Source organism: Prevotella corporis DSM 18810 = JCM 8529 (assembly GCF_000430525.1).
Classification (GTDB): Bacteria; Bacteroidota; Bacteroidia; order Bacteroidales; family Bacteroidaceae; genus Prevotella; species Prevotella corporis.
The window spans coordinates 1-19,755 of sequence record NZ_AUME01000047.1 but is presented as its reverse complement, the minus strand read 5'-3'; the positions used below and the strand labels follow the sequence as shown (position 1 = coordinate 19,755).

The window sequence follows — 19,755 nt, the reverse complement described above, 5'->3', positions numbered from 1 at the left end:
CCTTCATGCCTATCTCAAGTTCGCGCAGAGAATCAAAGTGTTTGAGTATGCCGAACAGCATTACGACGAGATGTTGGTAGCCGTCAAAACGCTTCACGTAAGCCTCGCTTCCTTTCGTTTCGCAGCTTATCTGAAGAATTTTCTCTTTGTCGAGTAACTTTAATACTTGACTATAGACCGGCTGTCCGGTAAAATGACTATCTTTGCTCATGGTTATATTTATTATATTGCGAAAACAAAGATAACCAAAAGGGCTGATACCTCGTGAGATGTGTCAGCCCTAATTTATTTTGTTTGAAAAAGTTTTACCGGACAGCAATAATTCTCAAAGAGTGAGACAGAGTATATGCTGTTCTTAGTTTAGGGTATAGTTCAAACAAGATGGCTGCCCTCTGCTTTTGGGCATCCGTCCATTTCTCGGCAGATTTAAACAACAGATATCTACTTCTTGCCTGCAACTCTTTCTTTGTATCTCCATTTGGAAGAACAGTAGGAATATACTTCTTCCCAGAGAATTTTGCCTCTTCCATCTCATCGTTAGCCTCTTGTATGGCATCCCAGCGATAATCTATTCTCATTTGCTGTACGGCATCACAGGCAAGTTTCTGTATATGAAATCTATCAATAACCCTCTTGGCCTTGGGGAAGCAATGCCGCACGATCTTGCGCATACTGTCTGATAAATCCAAGGTCACTTCTTCTACCTTATCTCGCTCATGCTCGTCTATCTTATCCAACACCTCCCAGGCATCTTCAGCTTTTGTGCCTGCAATAACAGCCACCAGGCATCCTGACCTACCGTGCTTGTCACGATTGGTTACTATGGTATAGAGTTCACCATTAAAAAGGGATGTCTCATCTATGGCTAACGAGGTGCCTATATTCTCTGGGAATAAAAGCCAGCATTCTGCATGTTCAAGCTGATTCCAGTCTTTATAACCACTGAGAACTTCCTTATATTGTTTTTCAAACTGATGGCCGTCAATATGGTAGAAATCCTCAAGCGTACGGCAGGTCACTGGGGATGTCTCCATACGTAGCTTTTAAAAAAGCTCCGAACTCTTTGGAATAACGAGTACCGGAGGCGGTGATATCAATCTTTAATGGTAGCGAGAAACTTTTACCTGTGCGGGTATCTACCCAACGACGGCGACGAAGTACAAGGATCACCTTATGGTCACGGATAGGGAAATCGGTAACTTCTACGGCATCTATGAAACCTTTGGATTCAAAATTATTGCTGTCCGGTAAAATGACTATCTTTGCTCATGGTTATGTTTTATTTTAGTAAAAACAAAGATAACCAAAAGGGCTGACACCTCGTGAGAAGTGTCAGCCCTAAATTATTTTGTTTTATTGGTGTCCGCTAAAAACTGATTGAAAGTTCTACAAGCCTTTGTTTTTCGGCAATACAGGCAGATTTAACCAGTAGGGGCTTACTTCTTATTTCAAATAGTAACCGTTACTAAAATCTATTATTTGCATGAAATTTAGCCGAATATTCAGAGAAAAATAGCTTACACACTTTTAAGGACAGTACCCAAATGATACTTTTATAAACATTCTTTATTACAACGATTTGGAGGGGAAAGTTTTACTGCACACCAATAATTTTGTTTAATAAAGTTTTACCGGACAGCAATAATTCTGAATATAGCAAAGTAGGCTGGAAATTGCCAGCCTACCATTTGTCCATTACAAACATCTGGAGCTTTTTCAGCCTACAAAATGTCCATTACGCCGAAAAAGAAGGGGCAAAAATGGTTCAAGATGTAAAGGAAAAACCTCCTGAACCAAGTCAGTTTGATTAGTGGGGGTTTACTTTCGGAAAAACAAGCCCGAAGTACCATTTAAATGAACTTCGGGCGGAATATTTATGCTCTTTAGAGTTTTAGCGGACAGCAATAATTGATTAAAGACCGAATAATTGTTGATAACTTTGAGTTACATAGTCGGAAAGGCTGCCGTATAACGCCTTTAACTCTTTTGAGTTTATCTTGCCTTTTTGATACCACCTTTCTTTAATATCATTAGTCCGTTTGAAAATTTCTTTTTCCACTGGTTCTAATTTTTGCATTATTCCATTTCCTTGTTTGTTATAAAGTACATCCCAATTGAAATATCTTTCAGATCCAATTCCCTCATGGAAGGAATATACTTCTTCTTTCAACGCATCTACCTTTTTCCCGAATATTGTAACAGGTTCCTCTGGGGCAGAAGTGTATAGAGAAGGTAGAATCGTCTGGGCGTCTTTTAACCAAAATGGAAAGGCTGTGCTTACAGGTGGATAACCCAAGACAGTCCACATTGTAGTGAGTTCAGGGTTCTCATTTATTTTGACACCTTGAATAATTGCAGAGCAGGCAGTGCCACTGCGTGATATGAAATCTTGATCAATAAACCATCCTGTAGTGTTGGGCTTGTTGTGGTTGCCATCACGAAGGTCAATTCCCAATTTGGGATTACGAAAAGAGCGGGCTAACGATGAGAAAATCCAATCTGATGTTATTGAATGGGTGAGTGCGGCTTTTGCCAAAGTTTCGTCATCCGTTTGGTATCTAACATATCCCAATCCTTCATGTTCTGTTCCTGTAAAACTGAAATTAGTTCGAGCCAAATATCCATTGGGAGCAATTGTTGGGTCGTTTGCATCGAAAAATTGATAACTTCTGGTACTAACTTCAAACCAACCAGCACCACCTTTAGCATCAATAACTCCAAAATTAGCACACAATCCATCGAGGCTCGTAGAGTCAAGAAAATGCTTGAACTCATCAACAGTTGAACAAACATTGAGAGCTCTAAACATTAGATTGCCATTCTTGTCACCTGGCTCTATACCATTTTTCGTTTCTTCAAGATTGAATGACTGAGTATTCATAATTGCAAACCCTGTTGAGTTTGTGCCCATCCATATCTCTTCATTACTACGAGCGTTGCAATCAACAATCCCAAAGAAATCATATTTTGTTCCTTTGAAAAATTTCATACTATTCTGTAGATTGTCGGTATCACGTACTTTCCATAATAACGGACGTCCATCTTTGGTGACCTTGCCTGTCACAACTGCAGCTGTGCAAGCATATCCAGTAACGATATACAAGAGGCAAAAAACTGTGCACAGAAATATTTTCTTATTCATAGGAAAATGGTATTAGAAAGACTTTGAATAAAGTGTAAAAATAATGGTAAATATAGTGATTTGTTTTAGCACTATATTTACCATGTTATATTAATTTTGTTTGTATTTCGCAACTCCAAGTTTATACATATCATTGCCTTGAGAATCAATAGCAACAATTACTGGTAACTCTTCGACTCGAAGTTTTCGAATAGCTTCTGTCCCAAGTTCAGGAAATGCAATAACCTCAGCTTCTTTTACAGCTTTGGCCATTAGTGCTGCAGCACCACCGATTGCAGCAAAATAAACACCAGTATATTGCTTTAAGGCGTTGATGACTTCTTCGCTACGAGAGCCTTTGCCAATCATAACACGGAGGCCTTCCTTGATTAATGTTGGCGAATAAGCATCCATACGTCCACCCGTTGTTGGACCGACTGAACCAATAGGCTGACCCGGTTTCGCAGGACATGGACCTGCGTAATAAACTACTTGACCTTCGAAATCAAAAGGCATAGGTTCTCCTGCTTTAAGCATCTCGCATAGTCTTTTATGAGCAGCATCTCTCGCTGTATATATAGTCCCTGAAATAAAAACCATATCACCAGCTTTCAGTGATTTGATTTTATCATCTGTAAAAGGGGCTGTAAGAATCTTTTTATTTTCTTCCATAAATTCTAAATCTAAAATTACAAATCACCTTCTGCATGTCTTGTTGCATGGCAGCCAATATTCACTGATACAGGCAATCCTGCAATATGAGTTGCATTGGTAAGGATATTTACAGCCAATGCTGTTGTTGTGCCACCAAAGCCACACGGACCTATACCAAGTTTGTTTATTTCTTCCAAAAGCTCTTTTTCAAGTTGGGCAACTTTCTCGTTCTCACTAACACTTCCTACGGGTCGTAACAACGCTTTTTTGCTTAAATAGGCTGCCCGCTCCATAATTCCACCTATACCGATTCCAACAATAATAGGAGGGCAAGGGTTGCCTCCAGCATGAAAAATGGTGTCAATTACAAATTCTTTGATTCCTGGTATGCCTGCACTTGGGGTTAGCATCTTTAGGCCACTTTTATTTTCGCTGCCAAATCCTTTTGGTGCTACGGTAATATGGAATTCATCACCTGGAACCAATTCATAATGGATGATAGCAGGAGTATTATCGGTAGTATTCACTCGGTCTATTGGGTCCTTTACCACAGATTTGCGAAGGTAACCTTTGCTATAACCTTGCCGAACACCTTGATTCACCGCATCTTCAATAAAACCGCCAGTTACATGGATTTCTTGCCCCATTCTGATAAATACAACCGTCATTCCTGTATCTTGGCACATTGGACTGCGTTCGGTTTTTGCAATGTCTGCATTTTTAACAATAGTTCCAATGATGTCTTTTGCCAAAGGGGACTTTTCTGTTTTAGAGCAGACAACAAGCTTTGAATATATGTCATCTGCTAAAACATAACATGCTTCTATACAAAGTTTTTCGACTAACTCTGTAATTTTTGCTGCTTCTATTTCTCTCATTTAAACTTTTCTTGTAAGGAAATACTGGGTATTTCGATTTTCAATGTTTTCGTAATTCTTATCTACTATTCCTATTAGGCAGTAGGTTTTCGTATCATTATCATACATTAGATCTTTCACAAGCGCAAAATCTGTGATTTCAGAAGTATTATTTACTTGCAAGCGTGGTCCACCACATTCAACTATGCGATCACCAATTTTGATATGTTCCTCATCATAATATGCTACTGGTAAATGGCGTTTGATAACTGATTTTATATCTGTCTCCAGTTCAGTTATGTCAAACTCTTCTTTATTGTAAAATTTCATTACAAACCCATTTCTAATATCTGAGAAGAAATAACTTTCTTGATAGATGCCATAATTGTCTTCAAGAATATATCGAGTGATTTGTTCTGACGTATGGGCCATTTTACGAAACTTTAGCGATTCATGAACAATGTCATAGATGCTTTCTGGTATGGGCCCAAACATGGTTGGACGAGCAACAATGATTTCTTCTCCAATCCCGACAATGAGATCTGCATTTCTGCCAAGAGCCTTGTGTAATAAGTTAAAATGCTCGATAATAACACGTTTGTTATGTGTAAGCAAGGTCGTAACAAATTCTGCAATTTCCCACATCTGCATAAAACCCATGAGGAATCTTATATCAAGATGGAATGACGAGGCTTCTTTAACTTCCCCCAATGCTATTGTCTCACGTAATACCATAATTTTTCTGGGGTTGATTACATCGTCGTCGTTTGCAAGTTCCAAGCCTGGAAACATCCCTTTGATCAGCGATGATTTACCTGAGCCAGCATCCCCTACAATACCAATAAGTCGGTCAGTATAAAGCAAGTGGCGTTGCGATATGTGTTCACCGAGAAAAATTAATCGTTCCTTACCGCGAGGCGCAAAGTATTGGGTGGAAATTAAATATTGTTGGATATGATTTATCATAGTTGAGAGTTTAGCTTTGTGAGAAAAAATGAATGGTACACAATTACTGTGCTGACAATATGATACTTAAAAAAGATGAGTTGATAAGTCGTCAAAAGACTTGTAATATTCATTGCTATCCATAAAGGGACTGCTAAAGAAACTACTGGTCATTTTGAGTACTTATCAACCCATCAAAAAATTAAAGTTCGAATGTAAACTTCATCAATGGTGTGTGCTGCTGTGCGCCATACACATCTGTTTCGCCAAGAGAGCCTGATGGTATCGGACGAACGATTGTCACCTTAATAGCCTTGGCTGGATCAAAGTGTACAATATTGATAATGTCTTCCTTCTTAATATGATAGAGGTTGCAGAACATTTCTTCATTGAAAATTTTTGCGTCCTTTACCTTATTATACATTTCGAAGTCTCTAAAAATAACATCGAATGTAAGTTCAAATGGTCCTGAATTCTTACTACGAATTACAGAAGATACATCTATTAATTTATATTGTGCCATAATTATTATTCCTTTTGCTAATGATTACTTGCATTCCCCTTTTTCAAAGTTCATGTACTCAATTGGGAAGAGGCTTGTTGGATCATCAACCTCTAAAAGGTGATAGATATTAAACTCATAGACCTCACCCATTTTACAATCTGATGGTGAGAATGGGAAAGCAAGGTTTCCTGAGGTAGAATAGCGCCCTTCATAGCCAAAGTGGAGCATGGTGCTTCGAGCAAAACTGCAAATAGTATTTGCAATCTCCTGTGTCTCAGCTACAGCTTCAATGATGATAAGCAGTTCATCAGAGTGTGATTCTTCTACACCTTCGAACATTGCCATGACACCTTTCTTACCGTAAATTTTGAAATCGAGGAAGAAGTCTTTGATGCCATATTTCTCAAAATTGTTTTCAACACGCTCACGAACACTTTTTATGATTTCATCAATTTTTGAAATCATGATAGGATCTTTACAAGCAGCTGGAGACATTGTGCGATAACCTACGCGGCGTACACCTTCCAATTTTACATAGTATTTGTCTGTTGGGACAAACTTACTGCCTGAAACTCGAACTTTGTTGTCATCAACCTGCTCAAACTTAGCTTCATGGAGATTGATTGCACCTCCTGGGCCAGGCAAGATATATGGATTAGTCTTCTCATAAAGAGTGTGTCCTGCAATAGAAAGAGTCGTACATTTACGTGCTGGAGATAATGGCTCAAGCACGAAATCTTCCTTGTGAAGGTATCCAAACATACAGTCACTACCACTGCCAGGCAATGCACAGATTGCTGCACATTCAAGAATCTTGCCAATGTGAATAGCTAATCCCTTAGGGAATCCTTCCTTAATAGGAAGGGCTGCAAATACTGATGGGTCGTAAGAGCGGCCAGCGATAATAACATCAGCTCCCTCCTCCAATGCCTTGATATATGGTTCTTCACCAATCTGAGCTACAATATGAATAGCTTCGTCAACATCTTTCTCGCCAATGGGTTTAGCAGGAGCAAGAGGAGTTACCTTACCATTGCGAAGTTCCTGCTTGATGAAGTCCTTCTCAAACTCAGACTGAATAACAGCCATTTTGAATGATAGTCCTTTTTCTTTTGCAATTTCGCGGATAATGTCCAAAACGAACTCAACATGAGGACGTGCGCCACTACCACCAGCTGTACCAACAATTACAGGAACTTTAGCCTCGATACCAGCTGGAATCATAATTTCCAGGTCGCGTTTTACAGAGTTGCGGTCAGTGAACGATTTACCTGCACCAAGATAGTATGGCCCCGGATCAGATGAACCGGCATCAACTGCAATAACATGTGGCTTACGTTTCATACCCTCTACGAACGATTCCATTGGGAAACCGTAACCTAAAATCGCAGTAGTGGAAAGTATTCTTATTTCTTCCATTTTATATAACTTTAATAGTTTTCAAATTTACGAGTAAACGAGTTTACAAGTTTACGGATTGGTAAGTTGACTTGTTTCAGCAACAAGTGACAAACCTACAAATACGCTGACTTGTGAACTCGTCAACTTATTCTTTATTTTGTCAATGCTAAGATACGACTCATTTCATTGAATACAATCATGTAGCCTTCATCTACACCCATACCAGGCTTAGCAAGATACTGTACGGGAGATGTTGCCATTGCTATATTAGCGCAAACCTCTGCAGAACGATTAGTCTCGTTACATGTACCACCAAGGTAAGCCCCCATATTATGCTGTTTGCAATAAAGTACTGCCTCAATAGCGTTGTTGATTCCACCAAGGTCTGGAGTCTTGATCTGTGCCATGTGGCCAGCCTTCTTTTCAGAGAATGCAATAATATCCTCTAACGTGTTACACCACTCATCTGCCACGATTTCTGCATCAATACCATCACGATCCATAGCGGCACGAATTGCTGCCAGAGCTTCAATTTGAGCCTCACGCTCACCCATATCAACCGGACCTTCTACTCGCAGGTGGAATGGCTTTGCAATCTCCGCTACTTCGCCAATATATTTAGCAATTGCCTCGAAGTCGTTATTAAATACAATGCCTAATGTACCATACACGTCAATATGAATTGTTGGATTATAATTCTCGCATGGGCGGAAATTAATGATACGATTTCTAAGCCATTCTATGTATTCCTTGATCTTTTCACCCTTTAAGCCAACTTTGGTCTCAACATGATTGAAAAGGGCATGTGGCAATACCTCAGCCTGCTTCATGATCATCTTGTCGGCATTCATGTAACGGTCGTCACCTGACTGAGAGAAGATAGGAATCATAGTTTTGGAAATAGTTGTACCATATTCCTCTGCTATTACTTCTGCCATCAATTTAGACTTGCTCTTTGCCACTGCATCAAGACATGCTTGAGTTACACCATAGCGAATAGCAGTATGATATTTTTTACCATCAGCATTGACCTTCTTGTCAACAAGATCGGCCATTTCGCGGAATGAAGTGATTTCCATACCTTCATATAAAGGTGCAATTTCTTTTTCAATAACTGGGATGAAGTCAGCTGCAAGGAATAATGGGTCGCGACCGCCAGCACCAGAGTATTGAACTGCTGCACAATCACCATGTGCAATAGCACCATTTTCGAGAATGAACAATACACTGATAGATTCACCAGCTTGTCTTACTGACGTAAAACCAGGAGTTACAGGTTTGCCTTCATAAAAAGCACCATCATTTTTTGCACCTGCCTTGATAGCCTTCTGATCGTCGAAGAAGAAGCCTGTTTTACCAGGGGCGCATACAACTTTCTTAATTTTCATGATTAGAATATGATTTAAATTGTAGTAATTGTTTATTGTTAAATACATGGCCCATGTATAATGGGTCCATATATTTGAAATTGATTTCCGCCAACTATAATATAGTTAGAAATTAGTTAGTTTTTGGTATCACGTGGACGACCCACCAGGTGGCCTTTACCGATAGCATAAACATCGTCAATAACCATTTGGAAGCTTACTGGACGATTTTCAGCCTTAGCACGCTCTTCGAGTTTCTGTCGGTGGAAAATCACCAAATCGTCTGACAATGGCATGTTACCCATATTCAAAAGGCGAATAGCACCTTGATTGTCTCGAGCTGGTAACACCTTACCAGCATTATATTTACTTGGTGCGAATGGAATATCGATGACACCAGCTTCAACAGCGGCACATGTGCCTATTGCCCAGTCGCCTTTACCCAATTCCTCAACTTTATTGAGGATGCACTCCATCTCTTGCATTATGATCTCACTCTCCTCAACAACTGCTGGTATCTCACGGAAGTTCTGATCCTTCAACATATTAATAACCTGCTTGGTTGCTCTAAGACCTGCGGCATTGGCTTCTTTAGTTGGAATACCCATTGCCTCATGAGGTGTCTTGACGATTACCTTTGTAGCCTTAGCCAATGCGCCAGCTGCAGATCCCCATGAGATAACACCAAATGCCTTTGCTTCATCCTGTGGGAAACCGCCCATCCATTGGTGGAATACTGTAGTCACTCTTGCATCTTTATATCCGAATTTATCGAGATATTTTCGGGTCATGATGTCCAATGAGCGAATAGCAGCGACATCTTGAATAAGATTACCACACTGGCCATAACCTACGGTCAGATCCTTTACCCCCTGTGTAGCAGCAAGGACAGCCTCAATCACTGCAACAGTGTTAGAAATGCATGGAGGAATAAGTGTTCCTGTCAATGGTCCAAATGGCTCACGGTTTATAGACACACCTGCTTCTTCATAAAGACCGCAAAGGCGATCCGTATATTGCCAATAACGAATTACATTATCTACGGGGTGATTCTTTGAATATGGAATATTATAAGAAATACCTCCACCTTCATAAGATGTAAAACCACCAGCAATGGCTATTTCTGTCAAAAGTCGAGCGTCAGGAGTTCCATGACGTACCTGTACTGGACTTTTAACGGCAGATGTTACTTGACGACAGATATTGACTCCGTAATTTACTGCAGGGAATCCATTTAACATTGAACGGCCCGTCTCAAAACTTTTATCAATACCAATTTGACACTCGTTATATCGATTTAAGCGAGTATAACTGTCAATTGTTGATGGCAGGAGGTCAGCGCCACCTTCTTCTTCAAGGAATTGAAGTAGCTTTATATGCTCTTGATACAGAGCTACACCAGCTCGTGGCTGAATCAAAGTGTCTCCATTCTCTTGAGCTTTCTGCAATTTAGCGCCGAAACGTCTTTCGGGAGCTATGCTTTTCTGATATTCAACAGCTTCTTCGAAATCGACATCTTTACCAGTTTCCCAATGAGTTAAAACGTCGGCTCTTTCTTTGAAGAATTCATCATCAGTCAGTTTTTGATTCTTTAATTCCATAGTAATCAGAATTATTGTTATTGTTATATTTTTGTTATTTCCTTTTTCATTATTGATAATGCCAACTTTGGCTCAAAAGTACTCAGTAATCCCATAGATGCAAAAATGTATTTCTTGTCAAGCATATAATTGGGGCTCTTTGGTTTGGCAAACATAGGGTCTTTAGAAGCATTCTTTTCTGCACCGCTCAAAATACGTTTTGGGTTGGAACTATTAATAATAGAACCGCCTATACCTACTACATAAGGTACATCTGATAAGTCTTTCCCTGTTAGTGTAAACACCTGCCCCATAGGTGTAAAAGCTGGCTCAAAATAACCAGAATGGCGTTCTACAGCCACCTTGACAGCATTACGAGCTAATCCTTGTTCTATCTTGGCTTCTTCTTCATTGGATGGTAGTGTAGAAGGCTTAGCTGCACATGTTTTAATCCACTTTTCTATTTTGTCTTGGTCTATCTCCAGTTCATCAGAGAAGACTTCCATATTAATTTCATCCGCCATTGCTGTGAGGCTATATCTCATACCGAGGTCACCCTCAACGGTACGTTTACTGTAAGGTTCAGGCAAACCTTTCGTAATAACTTCAGCTATAGTCGGGTCTCCTTTAGCCATCGAATAAATATCGGTTGTGGCCCCTCCAAGATCGACAGCCATCAAATCGCCAATCCCTTCATCTCTACCAGTACCTTTACTCAACAATTCACATCCAGTCAAAACAGCCAATGGGGTGGGGATGATATCATAACCACTCATTTTCTGAACTGTTGTGAGTCCTTTGGCTTCAATAATTCTACTAATGAAAAGATCCTTGATTTTTTGTTTAGCAGGGTTAATGTTGATAACATTAAATTGTGGCATCACATTTTCAGTGATAACGCATTCTTTATCAGTAGTTTTAAAGATTTCAGCCAATTCGTAGGAAGCGGTCTTATTGCCAGCGGCAATTATGGAGAAATTCCTTTTTATTTGACAAAGACGTTTTGCGTTCGCAAGGATAACATCTTTATTTCCTCCGTCTGTACCACCACAGAGTAAAACCAAATCAGGATTTATCTCATAAATTTCCTCCTGTTCGGCCTGAGATATTTCAAAAGAGTAAGTCTTGACAACTTTAGCACCAGCACTTGAAGCTGCCATTTTTGCAGCTTTTGCAGTCAATTCTGGCACTAATCCCAAGGCAACCATTTTTAGCCCGCCAGCAGCACTACTGCAGCAGAGGAGTCTGTCATATTCAAATGTCCCGATTTTTTTCTCTAACTTTTGCATGCCATTGCGAAAGCCCTCCATCACATCTGTCTCGATAGTTGTGAAAGCAGAGGCTGTTCCTAGCACTTCACCTTGTTCGGTATCAATAGCAGTTAGTTTGGTATATGTGCTACCAAAGTCCACTGTCAGATATTTCATTAGTTTTCCTTTCCTAAAACTTTATCGAGGTCTTTAATAGAAATTTCTATATCGGTTCCGGGAGGATAAACTTTTGTAAAGCCCATCGCCAAGAAACGTTTTTCTACATCTTCAAAATTTTGCTTACCCACAACAAGGTTACCACCAACAAAAATTGGAATACCCTGCAAGCCAGCCTCATCACATTTCTGACGCAATCCTTGACAATCAATTTCTCCATGACCATACATAGATGAAACTAAGATAGCATCAGCGTTTGTCTCAATAGCAGCAGCGATATATTCTTCTTGTGCTACCATTACGCCAAGATTGACAACGTTATAATTGTGCTGCTCCAATGCAAATGCGATAATTTTATTACCGACCGCATGGGCATCAGCACCAATAACACCTGTTACAACCGTCTTCTTTTCCATAGTAATTAATTAAAAATTAATGTTTCTGTTTAGGTCTATTTTTAACTTAGATACAAACTTACAACCTTAATTTTTCATGGACAAATAATATAGCAATAAAATAAAAAAATTAAGATATATTTACTTAATACACCTGCTTTTTAAAGATTGTATTTGTCCATTTTGGATATATACTTTACAAAAATTCAGTTACTTGTCAAATTATATCAATGTAAATAATTTTATTTAACACGATAGCCCTTGCTGTAGAAGAAACATACAGGTATAACGATACTTTATCTTTTAATAGTGAAAAAACCAATTCGATGGTTCTTCTTCTGATTAAAAATATGCGCTCGTATAGAATACATCCCTTCAGGAATCATGTCTATTCTGACTGATTCGACTCTTTTAGATGCGGGATATAATCTTTTGACAACATCTCCGTACATTGATTCTATTGTGAAATACGTCACCTTCCATTGTTTGTAATAATCTGGTAATAAAAGTGATTTTCCATCGTTCTGCAGTAAATGCTTCGTTGATAAGTTTATTTGATTATCCTGAAGTCTCAGGGGTAAGCTCTCTTTGCCAAATCTATCGATTGATGTTATGGCGTAATAAAATTTCTTGCCTTCAGTGTTCTTATGTTTAAAGGATTTTCCTTGAAATTTGGCATAGACTAGTTGTCTTGGATCTGAGGTATCGACAGGAGAAGTTAAACTCATGTATATATTGTAAAAAGGTGAATTTCCGTTCCAACTAACAATGGTCTCTCCTTCTTTAGAATAAGTGAGAAAAATCGTATGATTTGCTGGAGCTGTAGAATCGGACACCTTGTCTTCTAATAGCTCAGGGGTAAGCGCGACAGTAGAGTTGAATGTCTTTTCGAAATTATAGATATTTTCTCGATTGTCTAACAGGAATTTTGAACGAAAATGTGCATGCCCTAAGCCCAAGGTTCTGCTAACATGCATTTGGCGACTAATATCTTTTAGTGTCCAATTCCCTTCATTAGGGTCAAGAAAATAAGTTCCCAAACCTGTTATTATGTCTTTCCCATGTGAATTTTCAATCCAGTCTGCGCAAAATGGATAATAATTATTACCTCGGAAATATTGCATGGGATAGATCTGATCCATAAGACCCATTTTTAGCCATTCTTGGGCTTCTTGAAAAACTTTGTCGCGGGCATTGAAATTGTTTGACGAATATCGTGCTAGGTCTGAATACTTTCCAATTGGCGAACAAGAAATCTTTACCCACCTTTTGATGCCTTTTACTTTGTCATGAATAGCCCTAACAATTTTCGTAATATTTCTTCGTCTGTCGCCTGGAGTATCACCTTCTCTGTATGAAGGTTTCTGCCAACCATCAGGATATCTGATGTAATCTAAATTAATACCATCGATATCATAATTTGTTGTTATTTCAGCGCATATATCAGCAAGGTAGTCTGCCAACTTTGGATCTGCAGGGTTCACATATGATCCCGACGAGAAGCTCTTTATATCAAATCCTTTACCTTTCATTAGTTTACAGCCGAGTGACTTTGAAGCTCCCACGGGTACAGCTGCTATCCAAGCATGGATTTCAATTCCTCTTTTATGGCATTCTTCAACCGCAAACTGGAGAGGGTCATAGCCATAACCCGGTGTAGCCCCTTCGGTTCCTGTAATGCAACCATCCCATGGCTCAATTTTGGAAGGATAGATTGTGGCAGCTCTTACTCTTGTCTGCAAAAGCACCACATTGATGTTGGCTTTTTGGAATTGATCAAGCATTGTAATCAACTCATTTTTCTGCTTTTCAATAGTATATTTTGAAGTGGCCAAAGTCTTTGGCCAGTCAAGATTTGCTAATGTCGTAACCCAAACCGCCCTTATTTCACGTTTTGGCAGTTTATTAATATTGTAAAAAGAAGAATTATTATAGTATTGTGAGTAACAATTGATTGTAATACAACTGATTAACGTTAATAATATTTTTCTGGTCATATAAATTGATAGGTGTAACAAAAAGGGGGTTCATTTACTTATATTAGACAAAGTTACAAAATTATTTTTTTATTTCAAATAATTCTAATACCTTTGTCGTATAATTTAAAGATTATTTATTTTACTTTTTCTATCTGACATAGATTGAGTTGATAAATTTCTAGATTAACTAATCCAATTAGATATTGAACTATCAAGTATATATTTAAGTATGAAGAAAAAAATATTAATGCTGTCTATGGCAGTTATTATGACATTAGGCGCACATGCGCAATTTCAGGAAGGAAAAGCCTACTTAGGAGCTTCCTTGACAGGCCTTAACCTCAGATATAATGGCCATGATGGATTTAGTTTAGGACTTGAAGCTAAAGCTGGTTATTTAGCTTGGGACAATGTCATGCTTCTTGGACAGTTGAGTGCGGAACATAATGGTTCTGAAGCTGTAGCAGATCATATCATGGTGGGTGCGGGTGGCCGTTATTATATAACCCAAAACGGACTGTTTCTTGGCGCAAACTGCAAGTTCCTACATGCAAATCATAATTATAATGATGTGATGCCTGGAGCAGAAGTGGGCTATGCATTTTTCATCAATCGTTCTGTAACAATCGAGCCTGCTATCTATTATGATCACTCGTTTAAAGATTCTGATTATTCAACAGTAGGATTAAAAATAGGATTGGGAATATATCTTTTTGATGATTAAGAGTATTTACTCTATTCACAATGCAGCAATATCCATCTCAATTACTTGAAAAATCAATCTGCGAATTTTCCAAGTTACCAGGTGTTGGTCGAAAGACAGCCCTCAGATTTGTTCTACACCTACTTCGTCAATCACAAGAAGAGGTAGATGAATTTTCTGATGCAATCTCCAAAATGAGGCATCATATCAGATATTGCAAAATATGTCATAATATTTCAGACACAGACGTTTGTAATATCTGTTCAAACAACGGGAGGGATAAAAGTACAATTTGTGTCGTCGAGAACATTCAAGATGTCATGGCTATTGAGAACACACAGCAGTATAATGGGTTATACCATGTTTTGGGTGGGATTATATCACCTATTGATGGGATAGGTCCAAATGATTTGGAGATAGAATCATTGGTAGAACGCGTTAAAGATAGTGGAGTCAAAGAAATTATTTTGGCTTTATCAAGTACAATGGAAGGAGATACGACTAATTTCTATATTGCTCGAAAACTGAAAGGTTTTGACACCAAATTATCAATAATTTCTCGCGGCATCTCTGTTGGAGATGAGTTGGAATACACTGACGAAGTCACTTTAGGCCGCAGTATTTTGAACAGAACTCTTTTGGAACCTTAATCAAGTCAAATGAAAAAAGCACGAAAAATCTTATTGTCTGAATTTTTTGTTATTGTATCGCTTCTCTTGCTCATCATATTAATTTTTGAGTCTGGTTTCATTCTACCAGGTAGTATTATTGGCGGGCAATCGTTGTTTATTGTTCAGTTTATTATGCAATTGCTCACATTGCTTTTAATACCATTTTCATTATACTTGTTCAGACTTTCAGGCATCAAGAAAGCTCTCTGTGCGGATAATAGCACAGGAAAAAGGTCACTTTGTCTTTGGGGAACCGTTCGAATGCTTATCATTGCTATCCCAATGCTGATAAATATGATATTTTATTATCTTTATGGCAAAGACTCAAGCTTTTTCTACTTATCAATAATTCTCTTCTTGTGTATATTGTTTTTTTATCCCAGCAACAAAAGATGCCATCAAGAAACGACTTGTTTCAAAGTTGTCAATAATGATACAATGGAGGAATGAAATTAAGCATTATCATAGTCAATTATAATGTCAAGTATTACCTTGCACAATGCCTAACAAGTGTTGTTAGGGCAACTAACGGTATTGATAGTGAGATAATAGTTGTAGATAATCATTCTCGTGACGGTTCCGTTGAATATATTGAGCAGAATTTTCCCAAGGTAAGGTGCATCTCCTCCATACATAATTTAGGTTTTGCCAGAGCTAATAATATTGCGATAAGGCAAAGTAGGGGTGATTATGTTTTATTATTAAATCCAGATACAATAGTAGGGGAGTCAACACTGAAAGAGTCAGTTCAATTCATGGACGAGCATCTCGATGCCGGAGGCTTGGGAGTTATGATGCTCAAATCTGATGGTGAAAAGGCAAAGGAGAGTCGTCGTGGGCTACCTACGCCTATGGTCGCATTTTACAAAATAATAGGATTGTGTAAGTGTTTCCCTAAACATCCAAAGTTTGGTCATTACTATATGAGCGATTTACCATGGGACAGCCCAGAACAAATAGAGGTTGTAAGTGGTGCATATTGTTTGCTTCGGAAATCAGCTCTCGACAAGACAGGTTTGTTGGATGAAACATTCTTCATGTATGGAGAAGATATAGACTTGAGCTACCGGCTTTTGAAAAATGGTTATAAGAATTGGTATTTGCCTGTACCCATTTTGCATTACAAAGGTGAGAGTACTCAAAAATCAAGCTTTCGGTATGTTCATGTTTTCTATGATGCCATGCTCATTTTTTTTCGTAAACATTATGGAGGGATGAGCACTTTTTTGAGCGTTCCCATTAAATTTGCTATCTACTGCCAAGCTTTTACCTCTTTATGTAGGATGCTATACAGTAAGTCAACTAAGGCACTTGGCTTTTTTAGGCCATCAGGGGAGAATTATGCGAATTATTTATTTATCGGAGAAGAAGCCTCGATAGATAAATGTAAGGAAATAATTGATAGCCGAGGTTTAGCAGCCAAATATGTAATGGGTAATAGTCAATCTATGCCAAATGGTCATCTTGACTGTGAAGAGTTATTAATTTCTGACAAAATCAATTACATCGTTTATGACATAGGGGCATATTCATACGATGAAATTTTAAATATTTTTTCAAGAAGACCAATCAATAATGTATATATAGGTACTTTTGATAAGAGTTCAGGATACATCATAACATCAGAAGAAATTCTTACACATGGATAAACAAATTAAAGATATTTATCTTAGAGCTCTGGAACCAGAAGATTTGGATTTACTCTATCAAATTGAAAACGAGGATGAGGTCTGGAATGTTGGTTCAAGCAATGTACCTTACAGTCGATACACTCTTTTAAACTATATTGCAAATGCCAGTAATGATATTTATGTTGATGGGCAAGTGCGATTGATTGTAGAAAATGTAGATAAACAAGTTGTAGGAATTATAGACTTAGTCAACTTTGAACCAATTCATCAACGTGCTGAAATCGGTTTCATCATTCTGAATAAATACAGAGGTCAGGGCTATGGATATGCTGCTATCAGAAAAGTACTCGAATATGCTAAAGACACCTTACATCTGTGGCAGTTGTATGCCTATGTAGAAATTTCAAACGAAGCTTCATTGAATTGTTTAAAAACCCTTGGCTTCGAAGAGACTGCGAAATTGAAAGATTGGTTCTTCCATGATGGTAAATACTGGAATGCGTCAATAATGCAATTTTTTTTATAAAAAACAACCCCATCTTTTGGCTGAATGAAATATATTCATTACCTTTGCACTCGCAAAAATCAAAAGTGTAGCTAAAGTATTTTGGTGCGTTAGTTCAGTTGGTTAGAATGCCTGCCTGTCACGCAGGAGGTCACGAGTTCGAGTCTCGTACGCACCGCAGTTACTTTTTGAGCACTTTAAGGTGCGTTAGTTCAGTTGGTTAGAATGCCTGCCTGTCACGCAGGAGGTCACGAGTTCGAGTCTCGTACGCACCGCCAAGAGTATGTTTCTATAAGCATACTCTTTTTTATTGTATATTTTGTCGATTTACATTTTATCTAAAATTCACCGGGACTGAATGTTGTCGTATTCCAATCGCCGGTCTCAATACCTTTCTTCAGCCAGTACATGCGTTGCTCTGAAGTTCCGTGAGTGAAGCTTTCTGGCTGAGTATAGCCACGTGCCCTTTCCTGAAGATAGTTGTCACCAATTTTTTCGGCGCAATCAATAGCCTCTTCAAGGTCTCCATCTGATAGGCTTTGGAATTTTTCGTTGTCATAATGAGCCCAACAGCCTGCATAATAGTCAGCCAACAACTCCAGTTTCACACTAATCTTATTGGCTTCTGTCTGATTCAGTTGCGCCATTTTAGCATGCGCCTTCCCCAAAATTCCACGAAGATATTCAACATGGTGTCCAACCTCGTGGGCAATCACATACGCATAAGCAAAGTCAAGGTCGCCTTTTGCCTCAATATTAAGTTGGTTTCTCATACTTGAGAAGAAACTCAAATCAATGTAAAGCTTTTGGTCGCCACTGCAATAGAAAGGCCCCATGGCAGCTGAACCATTACCACAAGCCGTATTGACTGCACCCGTGAAAAGAACGAGGGTAGGGAACTGGTATTTCATACCGTGCTCTTCGAACTGCTGTACCCAAACGTCCTCCGTGCCTGCCAAAATAGTTTTTGAAAACTCGGCCAGATCTTGCTCTTCCTGTGTAAACTCCCGCTGCCCAGAAGTTTGCTCTTGGACCTGTCCTTGAATTTGTTGCTGCATTACGTTGCCTAAAATATCACCGATATTTCCACCTCCCATAAGGGTAATCACGGCAATCAAAATGATGCCGCCAATGCCACCTATACCTGCTTTGGCACCACTGCTCATGCCACGTCGGTCTTCAACATTGTCGCTTTGTCTGCGTCCTGATAATCTCATATTCTTATTTTTGATTTATTCCGTTAATAGCTTGGTGAATTATAATTCACACAAAGATAACACAAAAATAACTAAATTCCAAATTTCATGGAATTTCTTCCAAATATTTTAATTGCCAAATTCATTTGTACTTTTACGGAGAAACATCAAAAATGTGTACTATAGATAAAATTAAAATCACTGTCATATTACTGTTGCTAAGCTTTCAAAATTTAAAAGGTCAGCTTTTGTAAGCCAAAAGGTCATCTATTACAGCTCAATAGCTTACCTATTGAAACGTGAGCTCTGACGGGTGCTGTTTTTGTTTCTTTCGCCCGCCAAGGCTTATAGTTATTTTCTTCTTTGTAAAAAAATTCTATTCGTCTTTGAGGGCTAAGTGAGAAGTAATGAGTTTGCCATGTAAACATTATCTAAAACTCTCTGTTCGTTATTGAGATACATTCCAAATTATCATCAATCAATGTATTTGCAAGTTCCAAAACGAAGTGCAATAAAAGAGTAGCCCTCGCCGAGAGATGCAGACGTTCTCGAAGCGTAGCGAGAGGTTGTCTGCATCTCTCGGCGAGGAAAAAAACAACCAGCAATACAAATAAAAAAAGGGAGACCGCTGTCTCCCAAAGATTAACTAACTTTGTATTGCAAATGTATCATCAATTAATCTCGGAGCAAAGGTCGCAAATTTTCGCCTTACTTCAAAAGAAAACAGGGAGAAAAGAGATTGCCGCAATCGTCGGCATCAGTCAGTCAACACTATCACGTGAAATCAAACGCAACAGCACGCCATCGGGAAAGTATAT

At 38.7% G+C, this 19,755-nt stretch carries 19 protein-coding genes, 2 tRNA genes and 2 pseudogenes; 8 read left to right on the top strand and 15 right to left on the bottom strand.

Annotated elements, in window-relative coordinates; genetic code table 11:
* From H515_RS0108940 to H515_RS15080, 3 genes and pseudogenes are all read right to left on the bottom strand, one after another.
* Positions 1-211, bottom strand: a 211-nt coding sequence (locus H515_RS0108940; RefSeq protein ID WP_028901859.1) for a DUF4372 domain-containing protein, incomplete at its 3' end; no start/stop codon positions are given.
* A gap of 106 nt (positions 212-317) precedes the next feature.
* Positions 318-1,034: pseudogene (locus H515_RS13260) on the bottom strand (ISAon1 family transposase); the annotation flags it as partial.
* Positions 1,000-1,236 (bottom strand): annotated as a pseudogene (locus tag H515_RS15080) (ISAon1 family transposase N-terminal region protein); the annotation flags it as partial. The pseudogenes H515_RS13260 and H515_RS15080, both read right to left, overlap by 35 nt.
* Positions 1,237-1,613: 377 nt before the next feature.
* Here H515_RS15080 and H515_RS0108930 point away from each other — a divergent pair.
* Positions 1,614-1,811, top strand: coding sequence for a hypothetical protein (locus H515_RS0108930; protein WP_025877553.1), 198 nt, complete (start codon positions 1,614-1,616; stop codon positions 1,809-1,811).
* A gap of 101 nt (positions 1,812-1,912) precedes the next feature.
* On the opposite strand, the gene H515_RS0108925 is transcribed toward H515_RS0108930, so the two are convergent.
* The 11 genes from H515_RS0108925 to H515_RS0108875 all read right to left on the bottom strand — a co-directional run bounded on the left by H515_RS0108925 (position 1,913) and on the right by H515_RS0108875 (position 14,249).
* The gene (locus H515_RS0108925; protein ID WP_025877556.1) at positions 1,913-3,142 is read right to left on the bottom strand and encodes a hypothetical protein; all 1,230 of its coding nucleotides are present in this window, start codon (positions 3,140-3,142) and stop codon (positions 1,913-1,915) included.
* A gap of 90 nt (positions 3,143-3,232) precedes the next feature.
* Positions 3,233-3,793 (bottom strand): Fe-S-containing hydro-lyase, encoded by a 561-nt coding sequence (locus tag H515_RS0108920; RefSeq protein ID WP_025877558.1) that lies wholly within the window; start codon positions 3,791-3,793, stop codon positions 3,233-3,235.
* Between the two features lie 17 nt (positions 3,794-3,810).
* Positions 3,811-4,653 carry a fumarate hydratase gene (locus H515_RS0108915; protein WP_025877560.1) on the bottom strand — a complete coding sequence of 281 codons (843 nt, stop codon included), beginning with the start codon at positions 4,651-4,653 and terminating at the stop codon, positions 3,811-3,813.
* On the bottom strand, positions 4,654-5,598 hold the full coding sequence (locus H515_RS0108910; RefSeq protein WP_025877562.1) for a hypothetical protein: 945 nt from the start codon (positions 5,596-5,598) through the stop codon (positions 4,654-4,656).
* Positions 5,599-5,779: 181 nt separating this feature from the next.
* Positions 5,780-6,100 carry a DUF4387 domain-containing protein gene (locus tag H515_RS0108905; RefSeq protein ID WP_025877564.1) on the bottom strand — a complete coding sequence of 107 codons (321 nt, stop codon included), beginning with the start codon at positions 6,098-6,100 and terminating at the stop codon, positions 5,780-5,782.
* A gap of 24 nt (positions 6,101-6,124) precedes the next feature.
* On the bottom strand, positions 6,125-7,501 hold the full coding sequence (locus tag H515_RS0108900; protein WP_025877566.1) for an acyclic terpene utilization AtuA family protein: 1,377 nt from the start codon (positions 7,499-7,501) through the stop codon (positions 6,125-6,127).
* A gap of 134 nt (positions 7,502-7,635) precedes the next feature.
* Complete coding sequence (locus H515_RS0108895; protein ID WP_025877569.1) at positions 7,636-8,871, bottom strand: methylaspartate ammonia-lyase; 1,236 nt, start codon at positions 8,869-8,871, stop codon at positions 7,636-7,638.
* A gap of 116 nt (positions 8,872-8,987) precedes the next feature.
* A complete protein-coding gene (locus H515_RS0108890; RefSeq protein WP_025877571.1) occupies positions 8,988-10,451 on the bottom strand; it encodes a methylaspartate mutase subunit E in 1,464 nt (487 codons plus the stop codon).
* Positions 10,452-10,474: 23 nt separating this feature from the next.
* On the bottom strand, positions 10,475-11,857 hold the full coding sequence (gene glmL, locus H515_RS0108885; RefSeq protein ID WP_025877573.1) for a methylaspartate mutase accessory protein GlmL: 1,383 nt from the start codon (positions 11,855-11,857) through the stop codon (positions 10,475-10,477).
* A complete protein-coding gene (gene glmS, locus H515_RS0108880; protein WP_025877575.1) occupies positions 11,857-12,273 on the bottom strand; it encodes a methylaspartate mutase subunit S in 417 nt (138 codons plus the stop codon). Before glmS ends, glmL begins: the two co-directional genes overlap by 1 nt.
* 275 nt (positions 12,274-12,548) lie before the next feature.
* Positions 12,549-14,249, bottom strand: a complete 1,701-nt coding sequence (locus H515_RS0108875; RefSeq protein WP_025877577.1) for a glycoside hydrolase family 10-like protein — start codon at positions 14,247-14,249, stop codon at positions 12,549-12,551.
* Between the two features lie 211 nt (positions 14,250-14,460).
* Here H515_RS0108875 and H515_RS0108870 point away from each other — a divergent pair, with 211 nt between their 5' ends.
* The 6 genes from H515_RS0108870 to H515_RS0108840 all read left to right on the top strand — a co-directional run bounded on the left by H515_RS0108870 (position 14,461) and on the right by H515_RS0108840 (position 18,019).
* A complete protein-coding gene (locus H515_RS0108870; protein ID WP_028901858.1) occupies positions 14,461-14,955 on the top strand; it encodes a hypothetical protein in 495 nt (164 codons plus the stop codon).
* Positions 14,956-14,975: 20 nt separating this feature from the next.
* The gene (recR, locus tag H515_RS0108865; protein WP_025877579.1) at positions 14,976-15,584 is read left to right on the top strand and encodes a recombination mediator RecR; all 609 of its coding nucleotides are present in this window, start codon (positions 14,976-14,978) and stop codon (positions 15,582-15,584) included.
* A 467-nt stretch (positions 15,585-16,051) separates the two neighbouring features.
* A complete protein-coding gene (locus H515_RS0108855; RefSeq protein ID WP_025877583.1) occupies positions 16,052-17,254 on the top strand; it encodes a glycosyltransferase family 2 protein in 1,203 nt (400 codons plus the stop codon).
* Positions 17,247-17,762: a GNAT family N-acetyltransferase gene (locus H515_RS0108850; RefSeq protein WP_025877585.1), complete on the top strand. Its 516-nt coding sequence runs from the start codon at positions 17,247-17,249 to the stop codon at positions 17,760-17,762. The genes H515_RS0108855 and H515_RS0108850 overlap by 8 nt, the downstream gene beginning before the upstream one ends.
* 83 nt (positions 17,763-17,845) lie before the next feature.
* Positions 17,846-17,919: transfer RNA gene (locus H515_RS0108845), tRNA-Asp, on the top strand.
* A gap of 23 nt (positions 17,920-17,942) precedes the next feature.
* Positions 17,943-18,019 (top strand) — tRNA-Asp (locus tag H515_RS0108840).
* A gap of 60 nt (positions 18,020-18,079) precedes the next feature.
* On the opposite strand, the gene ypfJ is transcribed toward H515_RS0108840, so the two are convergent.
* Positions 18,080-18,958, bottom strand: coding sequence for a KPN_02809 family neutral zinc metallopeptidase (ypfJ, locus tag H515_RS0108835; RefSeq protein ID WP_025877587.1), 879 nt, complete (start codon positions 18,956-18,958; stop codon positions 18,080-18,082).
* A 642-nt stretch (positions 18,959-19,600) separates the two neighbouring features.
* Between ypfJ and H515_RS13255 the strand changes: the two genes are divergently transcribed.
* The coding region (locus tag H515_RS13255) for a helix-turn-helix domain-containing protein (protein WP_036891644.1) at positions 19,601-19,755 on the top strand (155 nt) is incomplete at its 3' end.

What these genes read in the sequence shown, in the direction of transcription:
- H515_RS0108925 (WP_025877556.1), bottom strand. Translation starts at nt 3,142, where the DNA reads ATGAATAAGAAAATATTTCTGTGCACAGTTTTTTGCCTCTTGTATATC.
- H515_RS0108920 (WP_025877558.1), bottom strand. Translation starts at nt 3,793, where the DNA reads ATGGAAGAAAATAAAAAGATTCTTACAGCCCCTTTTACAGATGATAAA.
- H515_RS0108915 (WP_025877560.1), bottom strand. Translation starts at nt 4,653, where the DNA reads ATGAGAGAAATAGAAGCAGCAAAAATTACAGAGTTAGTCGAAAAACTT.
- H515_RS0108910 (WP_025877562.1), bottom strand. Translation starts at nt 5,598, where the DNA reads ATGATAAATCATATCCAACAATATTTAATTTCCACCCAATACTTTGCG.
- H515_RS0108905 (WP_025877564.1), bottom strand. Translation starts at nt 6,100, where the DNA reads ATGGCACAATATAAATTAATAGATGTATCTTCTGTAATTCGTAGTAAG.
- H515_RS0108900 (WP_025877566.1), bottom strand. Translation starts at nt 7,501, where the DNA reads ATGGAAGAAATAAGAATACTTTCCACTACTGCGATTTTAGGTTACGGT.
- H515_RS0108895 (WP_025877569.1), bottom strand. Translation starts at nt 8,871, where the DNA reads ATGAAAATTAAGAAAGTTGTATGCGCCCCTGGTAAAACAGGCTTCTTC.
- H515_RS0108890 (WP_025877571.1), bottom strand. Translation starts at nt 10,451, where the DNA reads ATGGAATTAAAGAATCAAAAACTGACTGATGATGAATTCTTCAAAGAA.
- glmL (WP_025877573.1), bottom strand. Translation starts at nt 11,857, where the DNA reads ATGAAATATCTGACAGTGGACTTTGGTAGCACATATACCAAACTAACT.
- glmS (WP_025877575.1), bottom strand. Translation starts at nt 12,273, where the DNA reads ATGGAAAAGAAGACGGTTGTAACAGGTGTTATTGGTGCTGATGCCCAT.
- H515_RS0108875 (WP_025877577.1), bottom strand. Translation starts at nt 14,249, where the DNA reads ATGACCAGAAAAATATTATTAACGTTAATCAGTTGTATTACAATCAAT.
- H515_RS0108870 (WP_028901858.1), top strand. Translation starts at nt 14,461, where the DNA reads ATGAAGAAAAAAATATTAATGCTGTCTATGGCAGTTATTATGACATTA.
- recR (WP_025877579.1), top strand. Translation starts at nt 14,976, where the DNA reads ATGCAGCAATATCCATCTCAATTACTTGAAAAATCAATCTGCGAATTT.
- H515_RS0108855 (WP_025877583.1), top strand. Translation starts at nt 16,052, where the DNA reads ATGAAATTAAGCATTATCATAGTCAATTATAATGTCAAGTATTACCTT.
- H515_RS0108850 (WP_025877585.1), top strand. Translation starts at nt 17,247, where the DNA reads ATGGATAAACAAATTAAAGATATTTATCTTAGAGCTCTGGAACCAGAA.
- ypfJ (WP_025877587.1), bottom strand. Translation starts at nt 18,958, where the DNA reads ATGAGATTATCAGGACGCAGACAAAGCGACAATGTTGAAGACCGACGT.